Annotated in this window: 21 protein-coding genes; 17 read left to right on the top strand and 4 right to left on the bottom strand. The window is 71.5% G+C overall.

Going from position 1 to position 21,563, the window contains the following annotated elements:
* Positions 1-41 precede the first annotated feature (41 nt).
* The 8 genes from ABZW10_RS10010 (at position 42) to ABZW10_RS09975 (ending at position 11,243) form a co-directional block, all read left to right on the top strand.
* On the top strand, positions 42-1,082 hold the full coding sequence (locus ABZW10_RS10010) for a hypothetical protein (RefSeq protein ID WP_355362317.1): 1,041 nt from the start codon (positions 42-44) through the stop codon (positions 1,080-1,082).
* 119 nt (positions 1,083-1,201) lie between these two features.
* On the top strand, positions 1,202-1,801 hold the full coding sequence (locus ABZW10_RS10005; protein ID WP_355362315.1) for a hypothetical protein: 600 nt from the start codon (positions 1,202-1,204) through the stop codon (positions 1,799-1,801).
* 239 nt (positions 1,802-2,040) lie between these two features.
* A complete protein-coding gene (locus ABZW10_RS10000; protein ID WP_355362313.1) occupies positions 2,041-4,803 on the top strand; it encodes a hypothetical protein in 2,763 nt (920 codons plus the stop codon).
* A gap of 165 nt (positions 4,804-4,968) precedes the next feature.
* On the top strand, positions 4,969-5,988 hold the full coding sequence (gene pstC / locus ABZW10_RS09995; RefSeq protein WP_355362311.1) for a phosphate ABC transporter permease subunit PstC: 1,020 nt from the start codon (positions 4,969-4,971) through the stop codon (positions 5,986-5,988).
* 95 nt (positions 5,989-6,083) lie between these two features.
* On the top strand, positions 6,084-7,343 hold the full coding sequence (pstA, locus tag ABZW10_RS09990) for a phosphate ABC transporter permease PstA (RefSeq protein WP_355362309.1): 1,260 nt from the start codon (positions 6,084-6,086) through the stop codon (positions 7,341-7,343).
* A 38-nt stretch (positions 7,344-7,381) separates the two neighbouring features.
* Positions 7,382-9,346 (top strand): phosphate ABC transporter substrate-binding protein PstS, encoded by a 1,965-nt coding sequence (locus ABZW10_RS09985; protein WP_355362307.1) that lies wholly within the window; start codon positions 7,382-7,384, stop codon positions 9,344-9,346.
* Complete coding sequence (locus tag ABZW10_RS09980; RefSeq protein ID WP_355362305.1) at positions 9,343-10,278, top strand: class E sortase; 936 nt, start codon at positions 9,343-9,345, stop codon at positions 10,276-10,278. Before ABZW10_RS09985 ends, ABZW10_RS09980 begins: the two co-directional genes overlap by 4 nt.
* Before the next feature lie 38 nt (positions 10,279-10,316).
* The gene (locus ABZW10_RS09975) at positions 10,317-11,243 is read left to right on the top strand and encodes a phosphate ABC transporter ATP-binding protein (RefSeq protein WP_355362303.1); all 927 of its coding nucleotides are present in this window, start codon (positions 10,317-10,319) and stop codon (positions 11,241-11,243) included.
* Between the two features lie 18 nt (positions 11,244-11,261).
* Here the strand turns inward: ABZW10_RS09975 and ABZW10_RS09970 are convergent, their stop codons facing one another.
* Positions 11,262-12,101 (bottom strand): HAD-IIB family hydrolase, encoded by an 840-nt coding sequence (locus ABZW10_RS09970; protein WP_355362301.1) that lies wholly within the window; start codon positions 12,099-12,101, stop codon positions 11,262-11,264.
* Between the two features lie 162 nt (positions 12,102-12,263).
* Between ABZW10_RS09970 and ABZW10_RS09965 the strand changes: the two genes are divergently transcribed.
* The 4 genes from ABZW10_RS09965 (at position 12,264) to ABZW10_RS09950 (ending at position 13,892) form a co-directional block, all read left to right on the top strand.
* Positions 12,264-12,452, top strand: coding sequence for a hypothetical protein (locus tag ABZW10_RS09965; RefSeq protein WP_355362299.1), 189 nt, complete (start codon positions 12,264-12,266; stop codon positions 12,450-12,452).
* A gap of 66 nt (positions 12,453-12,518) precedes the next feature.
* The gene (locus tag ABZW10_RS09960; RefSeq protein WP_355362298.1) at positions 12,519-12,779 is read left to right on the top strand and encodes an LLM class flavin-dependent oxidoreductase; all 261 of its coding nucleotides are present in this window, start codon (positions 12,519-12,521) and stop codon (positions 12,777-12,779) included.
* Positions 12,780-12,831: 52 nt separating this feature from the next.
* The gene (locus tag ABZW10_RS09955) at positions 12,832-13,428 is read left to right on the top strand and encodes a nucleotidyltransferase domain-containing protein (protein WP_355362296.1); all 597 of its coding nucleotides are present in this window, start codon (positions 12,832-12,834) and stop codon (positions 13,426-13,428) included.
* Complete coding sequence (locus ABZW10_RS09950) at positions 13,425-13,892, top strand: HEPN domain-containing protein (protein WP_355362294.1); 468 nt, start codon at positions 13,425-13,427, stop codon at positions 13,890-13,892. Before ABZW10_RS09955 ends, ABZW10_RS09950 begins: the two co-directional genes overlap by 4 nt.
* A gap of 23 nt (positions 13,893-13,915) precedes the next feature.
* Here ABZW10_RS09950 and ABZW10_RS09945 read toward each other — a convergent pair whose 3' ends face one another.
* The gene (locus tag ABZW10_RS09945) at positions 13,916-15,160 is read right to left on the bottom strand and encodes a hypothetical protein (RefSeq protein ID WP_355362292.1); all 1,245 of its coding nucleotides are present in this window, start codon (positions 15,158-15,160) and stop codon (positions 13,916-13,918) included.
* A gap of 32 nt (positions 15,161-15,192) precedes the next feature.
* Complete coding sequence (locus tag ABZW10_RS09940; protein ID WP_355362290.1) at positions 15,193-15,507, bottom strand: hypothetical protein; 315 nt, start codon at positions 15,505-15,507, stop codon at positions 15,193-15,195.
* A 79-nt stretch (positions 15,508-15,586) separates the two neighbouring features.
* Here ABZW10_RS09940 and ABZW10_RS09935 point away from each other — a divergent pair, with 79 nt between their 5' ends.
* The 5 genes from ABZW10_RS09935 (at position 15,587) to ABZW10_RS09915 (ending at position 20,204) form a co-directional block, all read left to right on the top strand.
* Positions 15,587-16,474: an LLM class flavin-dependent oxidoreductase gene (locus ABZW10_RS09935; protein WP_355362288.1), complete on the top strand. Its 888-nt coding sequence runs from the start codon at positions 15,587-15,589 to the stop codon at positions 16,472-16,474.
* Between the two features lie 150 nt (positions 16,475-16,624).
* Positions 16,625-17,599 carry an ABC transporter ATP-binding protein gene (locus ABZW10_RS09930; RefSeq protein WP_355362286.1) on the top strand — a complete coding sequence of 325 codons (975 nt, stop codon included), beginning with the start codon at positions 16,625-16,627 and terminating at the stop codon, positions 17,597-17,599.
* Positions 17,583-18,497 (top strand): ABC transporter permease, encoded by a 915-nt coding sequence (locus ABZW10_RS09925; protein WP_355362284.1) that lies wholly within the window; start codon positions 17,583-17,585, stop codon positions 18,495-18,497. Before ABZW10_RS09930 ends, ABZW10_RS09925 begins: the two co-directional genes overlap by 17 nt.
* A 9-nt stretch (positions 18,498-18,506) precedes the next feature.
* Positions 18,507-19,424, top strand: coding sequence for an ABC transporter ATP-binding protein (locus tag ABZW10_RS09920; RefSeq protein ID WP_355362282.1), 918 nt, complete (start codon positions 18,507-18,509; stop codon positions 19,422-19,424).
* A 63-nt stretch (positions 19,425-19,487) separates the two neighbouring features.
* Positions 19,488-20,204 carry an ABC transporter permease subunit gene (locus tag ABZW10_RS09915; protein WP_355362280.1) on the top strand — a complete coding sequence of 239 codons (717 nt, stop codon included), beginning with the start codon at positions 19,488-19,490 and terminating at the stop codon, positions 20,202-20,204.
* 43 nt (positions 20,205-20,247) lie between these two features.
* On the opposite strand, the gene ABZW10_RS09910 is transcribed toward ABZW10_RS09915, so the two are convergent.
* Positions 20,248-21,516, bottom strand: coding sequence for an MFS transporter (locus tag ABZW10_RS09910; protein ID WP_355362278.1), 1,269 nt, complete (start codon positions 21,514-21,516; stop codon positions 20,248-20,250).
* Positions 21,517-21,563: the final 47 nt, after the last annotated feature.

Raw genomic sequence — 21,563 nt, 5'->3', positions numbered from 1 at the left:
CCACGGCCACAGACCGTCACCGACACCGGAGAACCCCGAACATGCGCAAGGCTTTTGCCCGAATCACGGCGAGCACCGCCCTCGCCGCCGCCCTCGTCATGGGGGGAGGCCCGGCCACCGCCGACCCGGCCGTGCTGCCGAGGGCCGAGGACATCGTCGGGATGGGGGCCGAGAGCACGGCGCCGCTGTTCAACCAGCTGTCCACGGACTACAGCGCCTTCCTGGCGGCCGCCGGCGACAGCACCTCGCCGCGCCTCTACAGCTGGGACACGAAGGGCAGTCCGTCGATCGTCCCGAAGGCCGGAGCCGCTGAACTCTTCCGGGCGGGCACCTCACGCGGCGGCATCAGCGGCCTGGAGAACACCACGACCGAGCTGGACTTCGCCCGTTCCTCCCGCGGCCCGGAGTCGATCGACCAGCAGTCGAATGTCTTCGTCGAGTTCGCCAAGGAAGCGGTCTCCTGGGCGGCGAAGGCGGGGGGCCACGCGCCGGCGAACCTGACCACCGCTCAGCTGAAGGACATCTACACCTGTTACAAGACGAACTGGCGGCAGATCGACCCGTCGCTGCCGGACGCGACGATCAAGCCGTTCCTCCCCGAGGGGTGGCAGATCGCCGAACGCTTCCTGAAGGCCGTTGGCGGACCTGTCCCGGTCGTCCCGGGCGCCTGTGTCACCAAGGCCACCCTGGAGAACACGGGTACCGATCCGCTTCTGAACAACGACGACGTCGTCATCCCTTACTCGGTGAGCCGCTACATCTCCCAGACGTACTTCGGCCACGCGTCGGGCGCCGACGCGCCGGGGCCGCTGACCGTCCGGAGCATCGGTGGGAAGGAGCCGGTGGACGTGATCGAGAAGACCATCGGTGCGGCCTTCCTGAACTCGCCCTACACGTTCCGCGTCTACAACGTCGCGCGCAACGACCAGTTGTGGGCCGCCGACACCCGGGGCGCCGCGCTGCGAGCCATCTTCGGCATCAATGGATGGCTCTGTACGGATCCGGTTGCCCGGGCGACGGTCAAGAGCCACGGCTTCACACCGACGTCGAACTGCGGGACCTCGACGCAGCCCGTCGGCTGATCCCCGCCGAGATCTTCGGCCGCCGTCACCCGCCGGGCAGTGCGGGGCGGCCGGCCGCGGGGGCGACCTTCTCGGGTCGCCTGCACCACCCAGCACACACCTCTCCCAAGGAGCACAGCATGTCCCGTACCCGCGCCCGTCTCGCCGCGACCGGCACCGCCGTCGTCCTCGCCGTCACCGGTATGAGCGGTGTGGCTGTTGCCGACACGGACCCGGCGAGCACGCCGTCCACCGGCAGCGCGGTGGTCAACTCCAGCACCACCTTCCTGAAGGACCAGGCGCTCAACGGCATCGTCGTCATCCCGCTGCCGTCCGCCACCCCCTCGTACGACAGCACCACCGGCATCAACACCACCTTCCAGGTGACCGGTGGCAGCGCCGACCTGCTCAACTTCTACGGTGACATCGAGCTCGGCGGTGGCCTGCTCTTCGTCAACGTCTTCACGGGCAAGAGCGTCACCTTCAACCAGCTCCACTTCAACGTCAACGCCTGGTCGCTGACCGGGGTTCCGGTGGGCTCCACCGACGCGGTGAAGCTGCTGGACCCGAGGGGCCGCATCCAGCTCGGCGGCAACAGCGCCAACTCGACCCTTGCCTCCTCGGACCTCCAGCTGGACGCGGCCGGCGCGACCTACCTGGACAGCAAGCTGAAGACCGACTTCTTCAAGGGCGGCCAGTCGGTCGGTTCGTTCTCCCTGAAGTTCACCCAGGGCAGCTGATCAGCCGTCAGCTATCTCTTCGGGTAATCACGACGGACCCGCGCCACGGCGCGGGTCCGCTCGCATGCGGAGTTCCCAACTCCGCTACGGAGTAGTTGCGTTGTGTTCTCGTACACCCTGGCGACCGGATTCGGCCATGTCGGGCTGGCCGAATAGTAGGCAACCGGAGCCGTCAGCCTGAGCGCGACCATTCCCTCGTGCCGCCCCCTGGCGGCTCGCACATCCCGGAGGTGCCCGCCATGAGATTCCGCGTACCCGATCCGAGAGAACGAGGGCGGTGGCGCCGGCGACTACCTCCGCTGGCCCTCGTCCTGGCCGTGGTGGGCGCGGTGGTGACGGTGCCGATCGGGCTCGGCGCCGTCACCGAGGCGCATGCCGCCTCGTCGAAGACGGTGACGGCGAAGCCGGTCTGGATTCCGGACTTCAAGGGCGGCGGGACCTACGGGTCCGAGGGAACCGTCACTGTCTCGCAGACCGAGAACCTGCAGGACCAGGTGGTCGACGTCTCTTGGACCGGGTTCACTCCGACCGTGAACAGGTACGACCCCAGCACCCCGGCGACCTTCGCGATGCCGGGTGGCGACGAGGCGCTCTTCCCCGTGCGGGTCTACCAGTGTCGGGGTACGGACCCGAAGGTCACGGACTGCTACGGAAGCAGCCTGTTCGAGGCGGATCCGGCCAAGGGTTTCGAGAATCCCCAGCCGGAGCCGGGCACGACCGTGCCGGACTTCCCGTCGAACATGCGGCTCGGCGTGACCGGGGCGAACGGCTCGGGCAGCGTCAGCCTGGAGGTCTGGTCGAGCCGTCTGAGCCCGCACCTGGGCTGCAGCGCGACCAGCCCCTGCTCCATCGTGGTCGAGCCGAACTACGGCGGCGACACGGATGACCCGTTCAACAAGTACGGGGGGAAGCCCGACTGCTCGAGGCACCTGTACGACTCCGACGCCAACCGTCTTCAGTTCGCGGCGACGGACGCGTGGCCGAACAGTCACGTCAACCGGCGGACGCAGGCCCGGTCCGGCGAGATGTGCGCCTGGGAGAACCGGACCGTCGTCCCGATCAGCTTCGCCGCCACGCCCAAGGAGTGCGGGGACGCGACCCCGAATGTGATCACCACGGGCCTGGAGATGCTCAACCGGGCGATGCAGCAGTGGATCATCGGACTCTGCGGGGACAAGGCGCCGCTGACGGTGCAGTACACCTCGGCCGGCGGCGAGCCGGCGGCCCGCAAGTCGTTCCTTGGGGGATCCCGCATCGATCTCGGGCTCACGGCCGTGCCGGACCGGGGGACCCCCACCCGGCCGTACGTGTACGCGCCGCTCACCACGACCGGGATCTCGATCGCCTTCTGGGTGGACGACCCGGTGACCGGTCAGCAGATCCGGAACATGCGGCTGAACCCGCGGCTCGTCGCCAAGATGTTGACCCAGACCTACCAGGCCTGGGGCGCGAGGACGCCGACGGTCGACGGGAACCCCGCCTGCATCTTCGAGGACAGGGAGTTCCTGCAGCTCAACCAGCTGCCGGAGAGCAGCGGGATGACCTGGCCGGGCTGTGACACCGGGCCGGACGGGCCCAGCCCGGTGGTGCTGGGAACCTCGACCGACCTCACCTACCAGCTGACCTCGTGGATCGCCGGCGACCCCGACGCGGCACGCTTCCTGGAGGGCGAGCGCGACCCGTGGGGCACCCGGATCAGCCTCAGCTACCTGCGGCCGGGCCTCTACCCGACCGACCAGCTGATCCGGGAGGACGAGAGCGGCCTGATCCCGGCGGCGGACGACCCGAACCCGCAGTCCGAGGAGGCCAAGCACTGGAAGCGGTTCGAATGGAACCCGCTGCAGACCGGCCTCAACGAGGTGCTCCGGTACATCCAGCAGGGCCAGTCGACCGCGCGGAGCAGGGCCGACGTGAACGGCAACTACCCGAAGATGGAGGCGCGGCCGCCCGGTACCCGTTTCAGCTTCGCGATCCTCGACAGCGGCCAGGCCAAGGCCTACCGGCTGCCCGAGGCCTCGCTGCAGAACGCGGCCGGAGCCTTCGTCCAGCCCTTGCTCAGCTCCTTCCAGGCCGCGGTGGGGGACATGCCGGTCGACCCGGTGACCGGTACCCAGCTGCTGCCCTACGGAGAGCCCAACACCCTCTACTCCCTCGACCAGCGGCCGTACCCGCTCACCGTCGTGCAGTACGCGATGGTGCCGACCGCCAACCTGTCGGAGACGAAGACCGCCGACGTGAGCCGCTTCCTGAGCACGGTCACCGGCCCCGGCCAGTTGTACGGCATCGAGGCCGGTCGGCTCCCCGAGGGCTTCCTCGCGCTCACCAAGGAGCAGAAGGCCCAGGCCCAGGAGGCGCTGACCCACCTGCAGGCGCAGGACGGCAAGCTGCCCGGTAACCAGAAGCCGGCCACCGAGCCCACCGGGCCGGCCGAGCCCGGGACGCCGACCGAGGGCGGGAACGGCTCCGGCACCAGCGGCGGCGGCGTCGACCCGGGTACGACCGGAGGCGGCGCCGGGACGACCGGCGGTACGTCGGGCTCCGGCGGCACCGGCTCCACCGGGGGCGACTCCGGCTCCGGGACCAGCGGCGGCTCCGGTTCGTCCGACGGCTCCGGTTCGTCCGGTGGCTCCGGTTCCTCGGGCGGGCTCGGCTCCTCCGGTGGGCTCGGCTCCTCCGGCCTCGGCTCGGACACCACGGGTGGCGCCGGCGGGACCACCCCGGTGGCCACCGGGGCGACGCAGCCCGGTGCCAAGCCGGCCACGACGCCCGGTCAGGGCTCCGGTCAGGGCTCCGGCCCGCTCGCGGCGGCCCCGGTGGCCGCGGGCTCGCCGCTGCCGGACCGCTCCGGCGGTGCGCGGCTGCTGCTGCCGGTCGCACTGATCGCCGGCCTGGTGCTGCTGGTCGGCGGCCCGGCGGCGCTCGTCCTGGGCGGGACCCCGGCCGGTGCGCGGATGACCGCGGGCGCCCGGTCCCTGTGGGCGCGGATCCGCCGCCGCCCCTGACCCCGCCCGACCGCCCGTGACTCGGCGGGGCCGCCGTTCCGGCCCCGCCGAGTCCCCTTCCCGGGGGCGGGTACCCCTGTTCCGGCGCCTCGCGCCGGGGCGGCGGTGTTCGTCCACCGATCCCTGTACCGAGCACTTTCCACCGAGCGCGCCGGAGAGCAGACCATGACAGCCGCCGCCGAGCCCGCGGCACCCCACGCCGAGGCTCCACGCCAGCCCGATCCCGATGTACCCCGCACCATCACCGCCCCCGCCACCAACGGCGACCGGGTGTTCCGTGGCCTGCTGCGCGCGGCCGGCCTCTCGGTCTTCGCGATCATGGGGCTGATCGCGTTCTTCCTGATCCTGCGCGGCGCCCAGGCGCTGCGCGCGGTCGGCTTCGACTTCTTCACCGAGAAGAAGTGGCAGACCCAGGCGCACAACTTCGGCATCGCCTCCGTGCTGCCGAACGGCATCCTGATCGCGGTGATCGCGCTGATCATCGCCGTCCCGGTGGCGATCGCGGCGGCGATCTTCATCTCCGAGTACGCGCCGGTGAGGCTGCGCGCGACGCTGATCTCCCTCGTCGACCTGATGGCCGCGATCCCCAGCATCGTCTACGGCCTCTGGGGCCTGTTCTTCCTCCAGCCCCGGATCATCGGCACCGTCCGCTGGATGTCGAACCACCTGGGCGACGCGATCCCCTTCCTGAAGGTGCGCACCGGCGACATCGGCACCTCGTACACCTCGTCGACCTTCATCGCCGGCGTGGTCGTCTCGCTGATGATCATCCCGATCATCATCTCGCTGAGCCGCGAGGTCTTCTCCCAGGCCCCGCAGGGCGAGCGCGAGGGCGCGTACGCGCTGGGCTCGACCCGGTGGGGCATGGTGCGCACGGTCGTCCTGCCCTTCGGCAAGGGCGGCGTGATCGGCGCGGTCATGCTCGGCTTCGGTCGCGCGATGGGCGAGACCATCGCGGTCGCGCTGATCATCTCGCCGAGCTTCGACGTGATGAGCCATGTGCTGGAGAACGGCGCCAACTCGATCTCGGCGCTGATCGCGCTGCGGTTCGGCGAGTCGGACGCGCTGTCGCTGTCCGCGCTGATGGCGGCCGGCCTGGTGCTCTTCGGGATCACGCTGCTGGTCAACGTGGCCGCGAGCTTCGTGATCAGCCGTTCCCGTTCCGGCGCGTCGACGGCGGACTGAGCCGTGGCCGCTCCGAGAAACCGCCGCCGGGACGCCCGGGCCACCGCCCGCCCGGTCCGCCGACCGCTTCCGCTCCGCTGTGAAGGGACGCCCCGATGACCACCCTCGACAAGCCGCCGGCCGAGGCGCTCGTGCCGGGGTCGGCCCCGGCGCCCGGGCCGACCCCGGCGTCCGCGACCGCGCCGCCGCCGGAACACCAGCGGCCGGAGCAGAAGTTGAAGCTCGGCGGGGTGACGCGCGAGGACTTCTTCACCATCCTCGGCGCGGGTGCCGGCTCGCTCGGCCTGATCTGGGTCCTGTTCGAGCGCGTGCTGCCGTTCAGCGGCGTGCTGGGCTTCCTGATCTGCTGGTACGTGCTCTTCCTGACCGGCTACTACATGCTCGGCCGGCTCCAGTGGGGCGGGCCGATGGTCCGCGAGCGCCTGGTCTCGGTGGTCGCCTGGACCTCCGGCCTGCTGGTGGTCGGCCTGATCGCCGACCAGATCGGCTACGTCACCTCGCGCGGCTGGGAAGCGGCCCAGCACGTCAACTTCTTCACCGAGTCGATGGAGAAGACCGCCTCGCTGTCGCCGATCACCTCCGGCGGCGCGTTCCACGCCATCGTCGGCTCGCTCGAACAGCTGGGCCTGGCCACGTTGTTCGCCGTTCCGCTGGGCATCGCGGCCGCCGTCTTCATGTCCGAGATCGGCGGCCGGATGGCCCGCCCGGTGCGCACGCTCGTCGAGGCGATGACGGCGCTGCCGTCGATCGTCGCCGGTTTGTTCATCTTCGGCGTCATCATCCTCACCCTCGGCTTCGACCGGAGCGGTTTCGCCGCCTCGCTGGCGCTGACCGTGATGATGATGCCGATCGTCACCCGCGCCGCCGAGGTGGTCATCCGCCTCGTCCCGGGCACCCTGCGGGAGGCCTCGTACGCGCTGGGCGGCAGCCAGTGGCGGACGGTGTGGAACGTCGTCCTGCCGACCGCCCGCCGTGGTCTGATGACGGCGGTCGTGCTCGGCATGGCGCGTGCCGTGGGCGAGACCTCGCCCGTCCTGCTGACCGCCGGCTTCACCTCCCGGTTCAACGCCAACCCCCTTGAGGGCCCGCAGACCTCGCTGCCGCTGTACATCTGGAGCTACGTCAAGCTCCCGTACGACGCGATGATCGCCCGAGGCTTCGCCGCCGCCCTGACCCTGATGGCGGTGGTGCTCATCCTGTTCGTCACCGCCCGCATCCTCGGCGGCCGGGCCGCCGGGGAGATGAGCCGCCGTCAGAAGCGCAAGCTGGCCCGCGCCGCGCGGGCCGCCGCCCGCGCGGCGGCGGCACCCGAGGCACCGACCGGCCACCTGGCCGTCGCCACCGGAGAGCACTGATGTTCCGATCCACCACCCTCCGCACCAGAGGAGTTCCCATGTCGCGGGAGGCCGAACGCCGCCCCCTGGCACGTCCGTTGGGCGTGCTGATGTCCACTCTGCTCGCGGCCGGTTCGCTGCTCCTGGGGCAGGCCGTCCCGGCGCACGCCGCCGTCGCGCTCACCGCGAGCGGCTCCAGCTGGGCCTTCCCGGCGATCGACCAGTGGCGCCAGGACGTCGGTCCGCAGGGCATCCAGATCGACTTCAACGCGGTGGGCTCGGCCCGCGGTCGCACCGAGTGGAACATCGGCCGCAACGACTTCAGCGCCTCCGACGTGCCGTTCCGCACCAAGGAGGACGCCGGTGCCAGCGCCGATGTTCGGCAGAAGGGCGACGGCGGCATCGAGAACGTGGTCTACGGCTACTCCTACGTGCCGATCACCGCCGGCGGCACCGCGCTGATGTACCACCTGACCGTCGGCGGCAAGCAGGTCCGTGACCTGCGGCTGTCGGCCCAGACCATCATGGACATCTTCACCAAGAAGATCACCAACTGGAACGACCCGAAGATCACCGCCGACTACGGCAGGACGCTGCCGAACCTGCCGATCACCCCGGTGGTCCGCTCCGACGGCTCCGGCGCGACCGCCCAGTTCACCCGCTGGATGGGCCGCTCCTTCCCCACCCAGTGGGACGAGTACTGCAAGTCCGTGAACGGCGTCCCCTGCGGCGAGTACACCGAGTTCTACCCGAAGTCCGGTCAGATGACCGCGCAGAGCGGCTCCGACGTCGTCGCCGGCTACATCAAGGCCGCCGCCGGCGAGGGCACCATCGGCTACGACGAGTACGCCTTCGCCAAGCGCAGCGACATCCCGGTCGTGAAGGTCCTCAACCCGGCCGGCTACTACACCCTGCCGACCGCGTCCAACGTGGCCGTCGCGCTCACCGCCGCCCAGATCCGCGGCGTCGACGACGACACCCCGCAGGACGACCCGAACTACCTCCAGCAGAAGCTGGACGGCGTCTACACCAACACGGACCCGCGCTCGTACCCGCTCTCCAGCTACAGCTACCTGATCGTGCCGCGCACCAACTCGCTCAAGGCGCTCCCCCGGTTCAACAACGACAAGGGTGCCGCGCTGAGCAAGTTCCTCTCCTACGTGCTCTGCCAGGGGCAGGGCGAGGCGGACGAGCTGGGCTACTCGCCGATCCCGCGCAACCTCGTCCGCGGCGGGCTGCTCCAGACCCAGCACATCCCCGGCAATGCCAGCCCGGTGGACCCCAACACCCTGTCCAACTGCGGCAACCCGACCTTCAACTCGGCCGGTGAGCTGACCCTTCTCAAGAACGCCCCGCAGCCCAACCCCTGCGACGCCAAGGGTCAGCCGCTGGACTGCAAGCTCGACCCGAACGGCAAGCCCGTGAGCGCCGGCGGCACCTCCGGCGGCTCGGGCGGTACGGGCGGCACCGGTGGTGCGGCTTCCGGCGGCGGTACCGGCGGCACCGGCACTACCGGTGGCGCGGCCTCCGGCGGTGCGGGCAGCACCGGTGGCGCGACCTCCGGCGGCACGGGCAGCACCGGCGCCAAGGCCGGCACCGGCAAGAACGGCCAGACGCCGGGTGCCGGCGGCTCGGGTGGAACGGGCGGCACCGGTGGTGCGGCCTCCGGCGGCGGTACCGGCGGCACGGGTGGAACGGGCGGTGCGGCCGGCACCGGCGGTGCCGCGGCCGGCGACCCGAACGCGCCCGTCGCCGACCCGAACGCGCCCGTCGGCGACGGCACCGGCACGGACGGCGCGGCCGAGGAGGTCGTCGACCCGCAGACCGGCCAGGTGGTCGCCCGGGGCCGCGGCTCCGGCGGCACCACCGAGGTCGCCGCCGACGTGGTGAACGTCGGCGGCCGGCCCGAGGACTGGACGCTGAGCGTCCTCACCGCCGTCGAACTGCTCGCCGTCGTCATCGTCCCGCCGCTGCTCGGCCGCCGTCTGCTGCGCCGCCGCTCGCAGACGGGCGGCCGGTCATGACGGCCCCCGCCCTGGAGAAGCCGGTCGGCGCGGCGCAGCCCGCGCCGGCCCCGGCGGCCCCCGCACCCGCGACCGAGCCCGCCGCGGCCGGGCCCGGCCGGGACGGCTCCGGCCGGACGGCGAAGCGGGTCCGGTTCCTGCAGGCGGCCTGGGCGGTGAGCCTGCTGGCAGCGCTCACCATGGGCTTCGTCGGCTACCTGTTCACGCTCTCGCACGTGCAGGAGAAGCACTTCCAGTCCACCTCCTACAAGTCCTTCCGGGACCAGCTCGGCAAGGCGACCGCCCCGACCGGCAAGGCCGCGGACGGCGCCCCCGTCGCGCTGCTGGACATCCCGGCGATCGGGCTGCACCAGGCGGTCGTGGTGGAGGGCACCACCGGCCGGGACCTCATGCGCGGTCCCGGCCACCGCCGGGACACCGCGCTGCCCGGGCAGACCGGGGTGTCGGTGGTGTTCGGCCGCGGGGCGACCTTCGGGGCGCCGTTCGGCGAGCTGACCAAGCTGCGGGTGGGCGACAAGATCCAGGCCACCACCGGGCAGGGCACCTTCACCTACACCGTCAACGTGTACGGCGACGAGGACCACCCGATCGTGGACCCGGTGCGCAACCGCCTGGTGCTGGTGACCAGCGACTCCAACTGGATCGCGAGCTCGACGGTGCTGATCGGCGCCCGGCTAGACGGCGACCCGGCGGCCAACCCCGGCGGGCGCCCCGCCACCGTGCCGTTCGACAAGGCGCTGGCCGCCGACAAGGGCGCGCTGGCCGCACTGCAGCTGTGGACGCTGGGCCTGCTCGGCGCGGTCGTCGCCGCCGTCGTGCTCGCCCGGTACTGGCACCGCTCGGCCGCCTACCTCAGCCTCGCGCCGGTGATCGGCGCGCTGCTCTGGGCGGTCTACGAGAACGCCGCCGCCCTGCTGCCCAACCTCTACTGAAGCGCGCCCGGAGGACCGTACCGATGACGGATGCACCGATGACCGACCTACCGCACGACCAGGCCCCGGGGCCCGACGAGACCACCATGACGCTGCCGGCCGCTGACTACGCGGACCACGCGGGCTACGACGGGCAGCACCTGCTCTACCCGCAGGACGCGCACTACGAGGGCTACGACCAGGAGCCCGCCCTGGCAGGACTGGAGACCCGGGACGTCTCCGCCTGGTTCGGCTCCCGCAAGGTGCTGGAGCGGGTCTCGCTCGCCATGCCCGCCGGCGAGGTGACCGCGCTGATCGGCCCGTCCGGCTGCGGCAAGTCCACCTACCTGCGGATCCTCAACCGGATGCACGAGATGGTCCGCGGCGCCGCGCTCTCCGGCGAGGTGCTGCTGGACGGCGACGACGTCTACCGGCCCGGCCGGCGGCCCGCCGACGTGCGCCGCCGGATCGGCATGGTGTTCCAGCGGCCCAACCCGTTCCCGGCGATGTCCATCAAGGACAACGTCTCCAGCGGGCTCAAGCTCGCCGGCATCAAGGTCGCCAGGGACGAGCGCGACCACCTGGTGGAGACCAGCCTGCGCCAGGCCGGCCTCTGGGACGAGGTGGCCAGCCGCCTCGACGCCCCCGGCGGCTCGCTCTCCGGCGGCCAGCAGCAGCGCCTGTGCATCGCGCGGTCGCTGGCCGTCTCGCCGGACATCCTGCTGATGGACGAGCCCTGCTCGGCGCTCGACCCGACCTCGACCCGCCGGGTCGAGGAGACCATCGCCGAGCTGCGCGGCCGGCTCACCATCGTGATCGTGACCCACAACATGCAGCAGGCCCAGCGCGTGTCGCAGAGCTGCGCGTTCTTCCTGGCCACCCACGACACCCCCGGCCGGATCGTCGAGGCCGGGCCGACCGAGCAGGTGTTCCACCAGCCGCACGACCAGCGGACCTCGGACTACGTCAACGGCCGCTTCGGCTGACCCGACCCGCTCGTGCCCTCAGTCGCCGCGGTGCCGGAGGATCTCCTCCAGCACCGCGGCGACGCCGTTCTGCTCATTGCTCATCGTGTGCAGCGGCACCGCCGCCAGCACCTGCGGATGGGCGTTCGCGACGGCGTACGCGGTGCCGGCCCAGGCCAGCATCTCCAGGTCGTTCGGCATGTCGCCGAAGGCCACCACCTCGCTCCGGTCGATCCCCCGCCCGGCGCACCAACGGGCCAGCGTGCTGGCCTTGGTGACGCCGGGCGCGCTGATCTCCAGCAGCGGTATCGGCGCCGAGCGGGTGATCTCGGCGAGCTCCCCGGCGGCCTCCCGGGCCTCGCTCAGCAGCTTGTCCGGGTCCAGGTCCGGGTGCTTGGCGAGCAGCTTGTACAGTCCGCGCACCGGGCCGCCCGGGCCGAGCAGCTCCTCGGCCGGGCCGACCGGGTGGTTCTCGTCCTGCCCCCACATCCGCACCTCGTAGCCGGGCTCGCGGGCGAACCCGGCCGGGTACTCGAAGGCGAACGCGGTGCCCGGCAGCTTCGCCCGCAGCCGGGCCACCACCGCGAGCGCGTCCTCCCCGGCCAGCGGGAACGACTCCAGCAGCTCGCCGCGCCGCACGTCCACCACCGCGCCGCCGTTGGAGCAGATCGCCACCCCGTGGCCGCCGATGTGCGCGCTCACCTGCTGCATCCAGCGCGGCGGGCGGCCGGTCACGAACACCACCTGGATCCCGGCCGCCTCGGCGGCGGCCAGGGCGGCGGCGGTTCGCTCGGTGACGGTGCCGCCGGAGCAGAGCAGCGTGCCGTCCAGATCGGTGGCGATCAGCCGGGTCGGGGGAGCGGTGCGCGGTGTGGTCACCGCTCCATCTTCGCCCACCGCCGCCGCTCTCCCCCACTCCCCGTCCGGCGCACGTTTCGGCCCCCGCTGCGCCAGTTCCGGCCGATCCGCCCGCTTCCGGGGTGTCCCACCGCCTCCGACCGGGCAGGACTCTCCTCGGCCACCCCGTCGGCAGGAAGAGCCATGCGAACTCGCCAGGTCCCAGACGAGATCGAGATCGAGCCCGCGCCCCTCCCCGAGGAGGCGGCCACGCCGTCTTCCCGCGAACCCGTGCTGATCGGCGACATCCTCTTCGACACCCTCGCCGACCTCGCCCGCCGAGGCAGCCCCACCCACCCCCTGCGCCTCCCCTCCCAACGCCCCCACCCCTGACCTTCCCGCACCCTTCCCGCACCCGGCTCCCCGCCTCCCGCACCGCCCCCGCGTACAACCGGGGAGATGACGCCGGGGGAGGGAAAGTTGGAGCCCGGACTCCACCGGTGGAGAGAGGGACAGAAGATCTGGCGGCGGGCCGAGGAGTTCGGCTTCCACGCCGCGTACACCTACGACCACCTGAGCCGGCGGTCGTTCCGGGAGGAGCCGTGGTTCGGGGCGGTGCCGACGCTCACCGCGGCGGCGGCGACCGAGCGGCTGAGGATCGGGACGCTCGTGACCTCGGTCAAGCCTCGTTCACCCAACACCCCACCAAACCCCCAGTGACAGTGAGAGCACAGATAGATATATTCATTACGCGCATGATATTGTGCGCTTGATGAAGATTTCTGCACCTTCACTGCTCCCGCTCTTCCGGTCCCAGCTGCAGGGAGACCTGCTGGCACTCGTTCTGCTGCACCCGGATCGGAGCTGGACACTGACTGACCTCGCCAGGGAGCTGGGGGCCTCGCACACAGCCGTCCTTCGGGAGGTGGACCGGCTGGCCGGCGCGGAGATCCTCTCGGAGGAGCGAGTCGGACGAACCCGAGTCATCACAGCCAGGACCGACACCGTCCTGTATAAGCCGCTGTGTGACCTGCTGCTGGTGACGTACGGGCCGATGCCCCGGCTGAGTGCTCTCCTGTCCGACCTGGACGGCATCGATGAGGCGTACATCTACGGTTCCTGGGCAGCCCGTCACAGCGGCGTGCCGGGACCGATCCCAGCGGACATCGACATCCTGGTCATCGGACGACCCGACCCGGATGAACTCTTCGATCTCGCCGAGCGCGCTTCCCGGGAGCTGTACCGGGACGTCAACGTCCACCGTGTCACTCCGGAGGCATGGGCATCGCCGAGTGGCGAACCATTCCTGACCTCGGTCCGTGAGCGACCGCTGGTCCGCCTGCAGCTACGCGAGGAGAACGGCGAATGAGCCGCTGGGAGCAGGGCCGAACCGTGGTTGACGACCTGATCCAACGTCGGGAGGTCGAGAGGGTGCCGGCCTCGACAGAACACGCAGAAGCAGAACTCGCCCAGGCCCGGCAGCACTTGGCCTCTGCAGAACTGCTCCTCGACGTCGACCCGGTCGGCGCATACAGCCTTGCGTACGACGCCGCGCGCAAGGCGCTTGCGGCGGTCCTGATGAACCAGGGACTTCGCGCCACGAGCAGGGGTGGCCATGTCGCGGTCTACGAGACGGTGAAGGCGCAGCTGGACCCACCGCTCGGAAGTGTCCTGCGGCCGTTCAGCCGCATGCGTGTCCGCCGGAACGAGAGCGAATACCGATCTGCCGAAGCTCCGCCGGTCACCCCCGACGAGGTCAGGGGAGATCTGCCGAAAGCACAGGCGATCATCGAACTGGCGGAGAAGACCGTGCCGCACATGGGTCGCTACTGATCACCGGAAGCCGGCGCTCGCAGTTACGGGTGATCGGGTTGACGCGGCACACGCCGTGCCCTGGTGAACTTCTGCCGTCTGGTGCCGGAGGCGACCTCCCTGAGGCGCTCGCCGACCACAGAGACGCCGGGACGGGGCTCCTGCGCGTAGTACCAGGGCTTGCGCCGACGCAGCAGTTCCTCGCCGTGCTCGCCCCAGGTGAATCCTGACTTCCGCAGCAGCTTCCGGAACACCGCGTCGGCCGTCTCCGGGTAGGCGGCGGCCAAGCGGCGGATCGGTAGTGGCGCGATCGACTCATCGCGCAGGTATGCGCGCAGCACGTCCTGGTACTGCCTGCGGCCCGCGAGGGCCGGGTCGGCGAAGAGGTCACGCAGCATTCCGTAGTCTGCGTAGAAGTTGAGTCCGTCGACCTCGTCGTAGATGACGCCGACGGTGTCCGAGTCCGCGAGGGGTTGCGGCAGCTCGAAGGCCGGCAGATCGATTCCCGGCAGCCGCCTGCCCCGCGCCCGGTCGGGCCGCTCGGCGACGGCGGCCTCCTGCCGGTGCCGGTAGTAGGCGTTGAGCCTCTCCTCGGCCTCGGCCGGGGACAGGATCAGTTCGTCGCTGCCGCAGAACTCGATGAACGCGGCCCGGTCCTCCCGCATCGAGAGCCATCCCTGTTCGATCTTCTCGGGGTTGCGGAAGACCAGTTCGGGATGGCTGGTGGCCAGCTGGAGCGCGGCCCGGGCGATCTCGGTGGCGCTGGACTTCGGGTAGTGCGACATCGCCCCGGAGATCAGCCACGCTCCGTCGGCCGAGTGGACGGGCACCAGGCAGGCGAGGAGGAATCCGCCCTTGGACACTCCGCGGAAGGCCGCCCGCCCGACGTTCGAGTACGTGCGGTACTCCAGGTCGTCGACCAGGTTCAGCAGGACAAGGGCATCCCCGTCCTTGCACTGGACCTCGAAGACACCCTCGACCGGGTCACGCCACCCCAGCAGCATCTGTCGATCGGCTTCGGTCAAGTCCCGTCGCCCGGCGACGAACCGGTCCACCACGGTCGAACCGTCCGGCAGGCGGTACTGCAGGATGAAGTGGTCGATGATCCGGATCGCATCACCTTCCTCCAACTGCCGCTGAGGCCCGGCAGCCTCCAGGAGGAGTGGCGTCAACCACCGGTCGAAGCGCGGTCCCTGGGCGAAGGAGACGAGTTCGGCCTTCAGCTCGGAGCTTCGCTCGACCAGGCCTCGCAACGACGCCTCGTCCTCGCCCCGTACAGCAGCACTCATGCGAGACCTCCCGGTCTTGAAAGCTCCGACGCTCACTGCGCCCAGTAATGGCGGTACGCCTCGACCCACTCCGCCCCGTCCGGAGCCGGTTCCGGCAAAGGAAGGTCCAGCAGCCCGATCGTCTGCCGGAACCCTCCGCGGGTGCACCGGGCGACGATCCTTCCGTCCCGCGACAGGTCGACGCCGCGCACGGTCACCTCGACGCCCAGCACCGAGGTGCTGAACGGCACCACCAGGTTCTCCTCGACTGCGGCGAACAGAGCCGACACCTGCTCCTGCTCGTCGTAGGTGTCGACCGTCGCCTCATCGACCAGCGCGGCCAGTTCTCGCCTGCTCAACGTGCCCATGGCGCCACGCTAGCCGACCTGCCCGTGCCGACTTGCGGGCGGTCCGAGGCGCTGCCGATTTCGCGCGTATCGTCACTGCATGCGCTTGAGTACCGTTATCCTCCCCATCCACCGGTGGAGCGAGGGACAGAAGATCTGGCGGCGGGCCGAGGAGCTCGGCTTCCACGCCGCGTACACCTATGACCACCTGAGCTGGCGGTCGTTCCGGGAGGAGCCGTGGTTCGGGGCGGTGCCGACGCTCACCGCGGCGGCGGCGGCGACCGAGCGGCTGAGGATCGGGACGCTGGTGACCTCGCCGAACTTCCGGCACCCGGTGACGCTGGCGAAGGACCTGATCACGCTCGACGACGTGTCCGGCGGGCGGCTGACGGTGGGGATCGGGGCCGGCGGGACCGGGTTCGACGCGACGGCGATGGGCCAGGAGGCGTGGTCGCCGAAGGAGCGGGCGGACCGGTTCGGGGAGTTCCTGCCGCTGCTGGACGAGTTGCTGAGCAACGACGCCACGACCCGCGAGGGCGCGTACTACTCGGCGGTCGAGGCGCGGAACATCCCCGGCTGCGTGCAGACGCCGCGGCTGCCGTTCTACGTGGCCGCGGCCGGGCCGCGCGGGATGCGGCTGGCCGCGGAGTACGGGCAGGGCTGGGTGACGTACGGGGACCCGAAGGCTCCGGCGGACGTGCCGGTGGAGCAGGCGCCCGCGGTGGTCGCGCAGCAGATCGCGAAGCTGACGGCGGCCTGCGAGGAGCGGGGCCGGGACGTCGCGACGCTGGAGAAGGTGCTGCTCCAGGGTTCGACCGCGGAGAAGCCGCTGGAGTCGCTGGACGCCTTCGTGGACTGGGCCGGGACGTACCGGGAGGTCGGCATCACCGAGCTGGTGGTCCACTGGCCGGTGCCGGACTCGATCTTCGCCAACGACCTGGCCGTCTTCGAGCGGATCGCCACCGAGGGCCTGGCCCAGTTGGCCTGACGGCGCGTCGACGCCCCCGGGGTCCGGTTCTCGGGGGCGGGCGCCGTGGTCCCCTAGGGGAACGGCGGGGCGGCGTCATACCCGAGCAGCAGGCGGGCTCGTCATCGCAGCTCATGACCGGGCGCGGGGCCGGACACTACGGTGAGGAACGTGTCCACTGTCATCAAGACGGACGGCCTCACCAAGAGGTTCCCCCGGGTGACCGCCCTCGATCAGCTGACCGTTGAGGTCGAGCCCGGGGTGGTCGGTCTGGTGGGGGCGAACGGGGCGGGCAAGTCCACACTCATCAAGATCCTGCTGGGGCTGGCCCCGGCGACCTCCGGGACCGGGCGGGTGCTCGGGCTCGACGTCGCCACCCAGGGGTCGGAGATCCGCGAGCAGGTCGGCTACATGCCGGAGCACGACTGCCTGCCGCCGGACGTCTCGGCCACCGAGTTCGTGGTGCACATGGCGCGGATGGCCGGGCTGCCGGCCGCCGCCGCGCGCGAACGGACGGCGGACACGCTGCGGCACGTCGGGCTGTACGAGGAGCGCTACCGCCCGATGGGCGGCTACTCGACGGGCATGAAGCAGCGGGTGAAGCTGGCGCAGGCGCTGGTGCACGACCCGAAGCTGGTGCTGCTGGACGAGCCGACCAACGGGCTGGACCCGGTCGGCCGGGACGACATGCTGGCGCTGATCCGCCGGGTGTACACGGACTTCGGCATCTCGGTGCTGGTCACCACCCACCTGCTGGGCGAGCTGGAGCGCACCTGCGACCACCTGGTGGTCATCGACGGCGGCAAGCTGCTGCGCTCCTCGTCCACCGCCTCCTTCACCGGCACGACGGCCACCCTGGCCGTCGAGGTGACGGACCACCCGGAGGACCACGGCCTGGACGCGGGCGCCGCGGTGCGCGAGCGGCTGGCGGCGGCGGGGCTCTCGGTGGAGCCGGAGGGCACACGGATCCTGCTGGTCCGGCTGGCGGGTGACGACACGTACGACACCATCCGGGACGCGGTCGCGGACCTCGGGCTGGGGCTGGTGCGGCTGGAGGAGCGGCGGCACCGGGTCGCCGAACTGTTCACCCGGGACGCGGGGACGACGGAGAACGAGGGGGTTACCGCAGATGTCACTGCCTCCTGAGTTCAGGCCGGCCGACACCGGCGTCATCCACGACATCGGCTACCGCGGTTACACCGGCCCCCGGCTCGGCCGGGCGTACGCCACGCGCTCGCTGTTCACCCAGAGCCTGCGCGCCGCGTACGGCCTCGGGCGGTCCGGCAAGTCCAAGGTGCTGCCGATGATCGTGCTGGGCGCGGCCACCGTGCCGGCCCTGATCATCGTGGCGGTCGCGCTGATGACCGCGTCCGACCGGCTCCCGGTGGACTACGCGCAGTACCTGAGCGCGATCGGGCTGGTGACCTCGATCTTCCTCGCCTCGCAGGCACCGGTGCTGTTCTCCCGGGACCTGCGCCACCACACCGTGCCGCTGTACTTCTCCCGCCCGATCACCCGCGCCGACTACGTGCGGGCCAAGTTCGGGGCGATGGCCTGCGCCCAGCTGCTGCTGATGGTCGCGCCGCTGGTGGTGCTGTACGTCGGTTCGCTGCTGATCAAGCTGGACTTCGGCGACCAGACCGAGCACTTCTGCTACGGCCTGGTGGCCGCGGTGCTGTACGCGCTGGTGCCGACCTCGGTCGCGGTGGTGATCGCCGCCGCCACGCCGCGGCGCGGCTTCGGGGTGGCCGCGATCATGGGCTACCTCGCGGTCAGCACCACGGTGGTCGCGATCGTGGTCGGGGTGAGCATGTCCACCGTCGCCGTCGGCGGGAGCATCCCGGACTCCACCCAGTGGGCGGTGCTGCTGTCGCCGGGCGGGCTGGTGGAGAGCCTCACCAACGAGCTGTTCGACCTCGGTGGTACCGGCCCCGAGCGGATGCACGCGCCGGGCGGGCTCGGCCTGCTGGTGTTCACCGCCGTCGCCGTCGCGATGGTGGCCGGCTCGTACCGGCTGCTGCTGCGCCGCTACCGGAACGTTTGAGAGGGCGTCATGGCCACCATCACCATCGACAAGGTCTCCCGCTGGTTCGGGAACGTGGTCGCCGTCAACGACGTCAGCATGGCGATCGGCCCCGGCATCACCGGCCTGCTGGGGCCGAACGGGGCCGGCAAGTCGACCCTGATCCACATGATGAGCGGCTTCCTGGCGCCGTCCACCGGGGCGGTGACCCTGGACGGCGCGCCGATCTGGCGCAACCAGGAGGTGTACCGGCAGATCGGCCTGGTCCCCGAGCGGGAGTCGATGTACGACTACCTGACCGGATGGGAGTTCGTTCTCGCCAACGCCGAACTGCACGGCCTGCCCCACCCGGGCGCCGCCGCCCGCAAGGCGCTCGCCCTGGTCGAGATGGAGTACGCCCAGGAGCGGCGGACCGGCACCTACTCCAAGGGCATGAAGCAGCGGGTCAAGATGGCCTCGGCGCTGGTCCACGACCCGGCCGTGCTGCTGCTCGACGAGCCGTTCAACGGCATGGACCCCCGCCAGCGGCTCCAGCTGATGGACCTGCTGCGGCGGTTCGGCTCGGACGGCCGGACGGTGCTGTTCTCCTCGCACATCCTGGAGGAGGTCGAGCAGCTGGCCCGGCACATCGAGGTCGTGGTGGCCGGCCGGCACGCCGCCTCCGGTGACTTCCGGAAGATCCGCCGGCTGATGACCGACCGCCCGCACCGCTACCTGGTCCGCTCCAGCGACGACCGGCGGCTCGCGGCGGCGCTGATCGCCGACCCGTCGACCGCCGGCATCGAGCTGGACCTGCAGGAGCGGGCGCTGCGGATCCAGGCGGTGAACTTCCAGGGGTTCACCACCCTGCTGCCGAAGGTCGCCCAGCGGGCCGGCATCCGGCTGTACACCGTGGCACCGGCGGACGAGTCGCTGGAGAGCGTGTTCTCCTACCTCGTCTCCGCGTAGCGGCCCGGACGCCGTCCCGCCGACCGGCACCCACCTCCAGGACCCCAGGAAGGCCGACCCACCATGAACCCGACCGTCGCCAGGCTGACGCTGCGCGGCCTGCTCGGCCGCCGCCGCGGCCTGCTGCTGCTGGTGGTCCCCGCCCTGCTGCTGGCCGTCTCGGCGATCACCGCCGGGTCGAACGGCGACAAGCACGAGCTCGTCGTGAACGTGCTCGGCAAGCTCGGCCTCGGCACCCTGCTGCCGATCCTCGGTCTGGTCGTCGGCACCGGAGCCATCGCCACCGAGATCGACGACGGCTCGATCGTCTACCTGCTGGCCAAGCCGCTGCCGCGGTGGAAGATCATCACCACCAAGCTGACCGTCGCGATCGGCACCACCTGGGCCTTCGCGGCGCTGCCGATGCTGCTCGCGGGCCTGCTGCTGTACGGGACGAAGGAGGGCCTGGCGCTCGCCTACACCGTCGCCGCGCTGGTCGCCGGGGCCGCGTACAGCGCGCTGTTCCTGCTGCTCGGCGTGGTGACCCGGCACGCGGTGGTGGCCGGGCTGGCGTACGCGCTGGTGTGGGAGTCGCTGGTCGGCAACTTCGTCGCGGGCGCCCGCACGCTCAGCATCCAGCAGTGGGGGCTGGCGGTGGCCGAGTCGGTGGCGGCCGAGGGCTCGATCACCTCGGCGGTCTCGCTCGGCGCGGCCGTGCCGCTGCTGCTGGTGGTCGGCGTGGCGGCGACCGCGCTGGCCTCGGTGCGGCTGGCCGGGCTCACCCTCGCCTCGGAGGAGTGAGGAGCGGGGCGCGCCCGGCCCGGGCCGGCGGGGGCGGACGGGGTCAGAGCGTCCGGTCGCGTCCGGCGCCCCAGCCGGCGGCGGCGACCACGGTGGCCAGCACCAGCATCAGCGCCAGCGGGGTGGTCCAGCCGCCGGTCAGCTGGTGCAGGGCGCCGGCACCGACGGGGCCGGCCGCCGCGACCAGATAGCCGACCGCCTGCGACATGCCGCCCAGCTGGGCGGCGCCGGCGACGCTGTCGGTGCGCAGCACGATGAAGGCGAGTCCGAGGCCGAGCGAACCGCCCTGGGCGACACCGAGGATGGTGGCCGACACCCAGGCGCCGGGCACCGGGGCGATCAGCAGGACGGCGATGCCGAGGCCGTTGAGCGCGGCCATCGAGACGGCCAGCGCCCGCTGGCGGGTCATCCGGCCGGCGAACAGCGGTACCAGGAAAGCGCCCGCCACCTGCACCAGGTTGGAGAAGGCGAAGACCAGACCGGCCTCGCCGCGGTCCATCCCGTGGTCGGCCAGGATGGTCGGCATCCAGGCGACCAGGGTGTAGACCAGCAGCGACGAGATGCCCATGAACAGGCTGATCTGCCAGGCCAGCGGCGAGCGCCAGATGCCCTCGACCGGGCGGGAGGCGGCGGCCGACGCGACCGGCGCGGCGGTGCTCGCGGCAGCGGTCCCGGCGGCGGCCCGGGCCCGCAGCACCTGCGGCAGCCAGGCCACCGTGGCGATCAGCGCCAGCACCGACCAGGAACCGAGCGAGGCCTGCCAGCCGCCACCCAGCGCGTGCTCCAGCGGCACCGAGAGGCCGGCCGCCATCGTCGCGCCGACCAGCATGGTGGTCGAGTAGACGCCGGTCATTGCTGCGGCCCGGCCCGGGAACTCACGCTTGACCAGGCCCGGCATCGAGACGTTCAGCACGGCGATCGCGACACCGATCACCACGCACCCGGCGTACAGCGCCGCCACCGAGGGCAGCACCCGCAGCAGCACGCCCGCGCCGAGCACCAGCACCGCGCCCAGCACCACCCGCTCGGTGCCGAACCGCCGGGTCAGCCGCGGGGTGAGCGGGGCACCGACGCCCTGGAAGAGCACCGGCACGGTGGTGATCAGCCCGCTCGCGGTGGCGGAGAGCCCGAAGGTGTGCTGGATCTCGGCCACCATCGGCGACACCGCCGCCAGGCAGGCACGCATGTTCAGGGCGACCAGCACGATGCCGGTCAGCAGCAGCGCGGGGTGCGCCAGCCGGCTGGGGACGGAGAGCGGGACGGTACCCGCGGAGGTGGTGGCAACCGGCTGCTGGGCACGGGTGACGGCCATGGGTGGTGCTGCTTTCGTGGAGTTCAAGGCGTGCGGGGGCACACCGG

The organism is Kitasatospora sp. NPDC004723 (assembly GCF_040609255.1).
In the GTDB taxonomy this organism is placed as follows: Bacteria; Actinomycetota; Actinomycetes; order Streptomycetales; family Streptomycetaceae; genus Kitasatospora.
Note: the sequence above shows the minus strand (reverse complement) of the source record. Positions and strands in the feature narration are given on the sequence as shown.

Coding starts and splice junctions, on each gene's coding strand:
- pstC (WP_355362311.1), top strand. CDS start 4,969: ATGACAGCCGCCGCCGAGCCCGCGGCACCCCACGCCGAGGCTCCACGC.
- ABZW10_RS10005 (WP_355362315.1), top strand. CDS start 1,202: ATGTCCCGTACCCGCGCCCGTCTCGCCGCGACCGGCACCGCCGTCGTC.
- ABZW10_RS09940 (WP_355362290.1), bottom strand. CDS start 15,507: ATGGGCACGTTGAGCAGGCGAGAACTGGCCGCGCTGGTCGATGAGGCG.
- ABZW10_RS09950 (WP_355362294.1), top strand. CDS start 13,425: ATGAGCCGCTGGGAGCAGGGCCGAACCGTGGTTGACGACCTGATCCAA.
- ABZW10_RS09945 (WP_355362292.1), bottom strand. CDS start 15,160: ATGAGTGCTGCTGTACGGGGCGAGGACGAGGCGTCGTTGCGAGGCCTG.
- ABZW10_RS09985 (WP_355362307.1), top strand. CDS start 7,382: ATGTCGCGGGAGGCCGAACGCCGCCCCCTGGCACGTCCGTTGGGCGTG.
- ABZW10_RS10000 (WP_355362313.1), top strand. CDS start 2,041: ATGAGATTCCGCGTACCCGATCCGAGAGAACGAGGGCGGTGGCGCCGG.
- ABZW10_RS09925 (WP_355362284.1), top strand. CDS start 17,583: ATGTCACTGCCTCCTGAGTTCAGGCCGGCCGACACCGGCGTCATCCAC.
- ABZW10_RS09960 (WP_355362298.1), top strand. CDS start 12,519: ATGACGCCGGGGGAGGGAAAGTTGGAGCCCGGACTCCACCGGTGGAGA.
- ABZW10_RS09920 (WP_355362282.1), top strand. CDS start 18,507: ATGGCCACCATCACCATCGACAAGGTCTCCCGCTGGTTCGGGAACGTG.
- ABZW10_RS09910 (WP_355362278.1), bottom strand. CDS start 21,516: ATGGCCGTCACCCGTGCCCAGCAGCCGGTTGCCACCACCTCCGCGGGT.
- pstA (WP_355362309.1), top strand. CDS start 6,084: ATGACCACCCTCGACAAGCCGCCGGCCGAGGCGCTCGTGCCGGGGTCG.
- ABZW10_RS09975 (WP_355362303.1), top strand. CDS start 10,317: ATGACCGACCTACCGCACGACCAGGCCCCGGGGCCCGACGAGACCACC.
- ABZW10_RS09935 (WP_355362288.1), top strand. CDS start 15,587: ATGCGCTTGAGTACCGTTATCCTCCCCATCCACCGGTGGAGCGAGGGA.
- ABZW10_RS09980 (WP_355362305.1), top strand. CDS start 9,343: ATGACGGCCCCCGCCCTGGAGAAGCCGGTCGGCGCGGCGCAGCCCGCG.
- ABZW10_RS09915 (WP_355362280.1), top strand. CDS start 19,488: ATGAACCCGACCGTCGCCAGGCTGACGCTGCGCGGCCTGCTCGGCCGC.
- ABZW10_RS09955 (WP_355362296.1), top strand. CDS start 12,832: ATGAAGATTTCTGCACCTTCACTGCTCCCGCTCTTCCGGTCCCAGCTG.
- ABZW10_RS09965 (WP_355362299.1), top strand. CDS start 12,264: ATGCGAACTCGCCAGGTCCCAGACGAGATCGAGATCGAGCCCGCGCCC.
- ABZW10_RS10010 (WP_355362317.1), top strand. CDS start 42: ATGCGCAAGGCTTTTGCCCGAATCACGGCGAGCACCGCCCTCGCCGCC.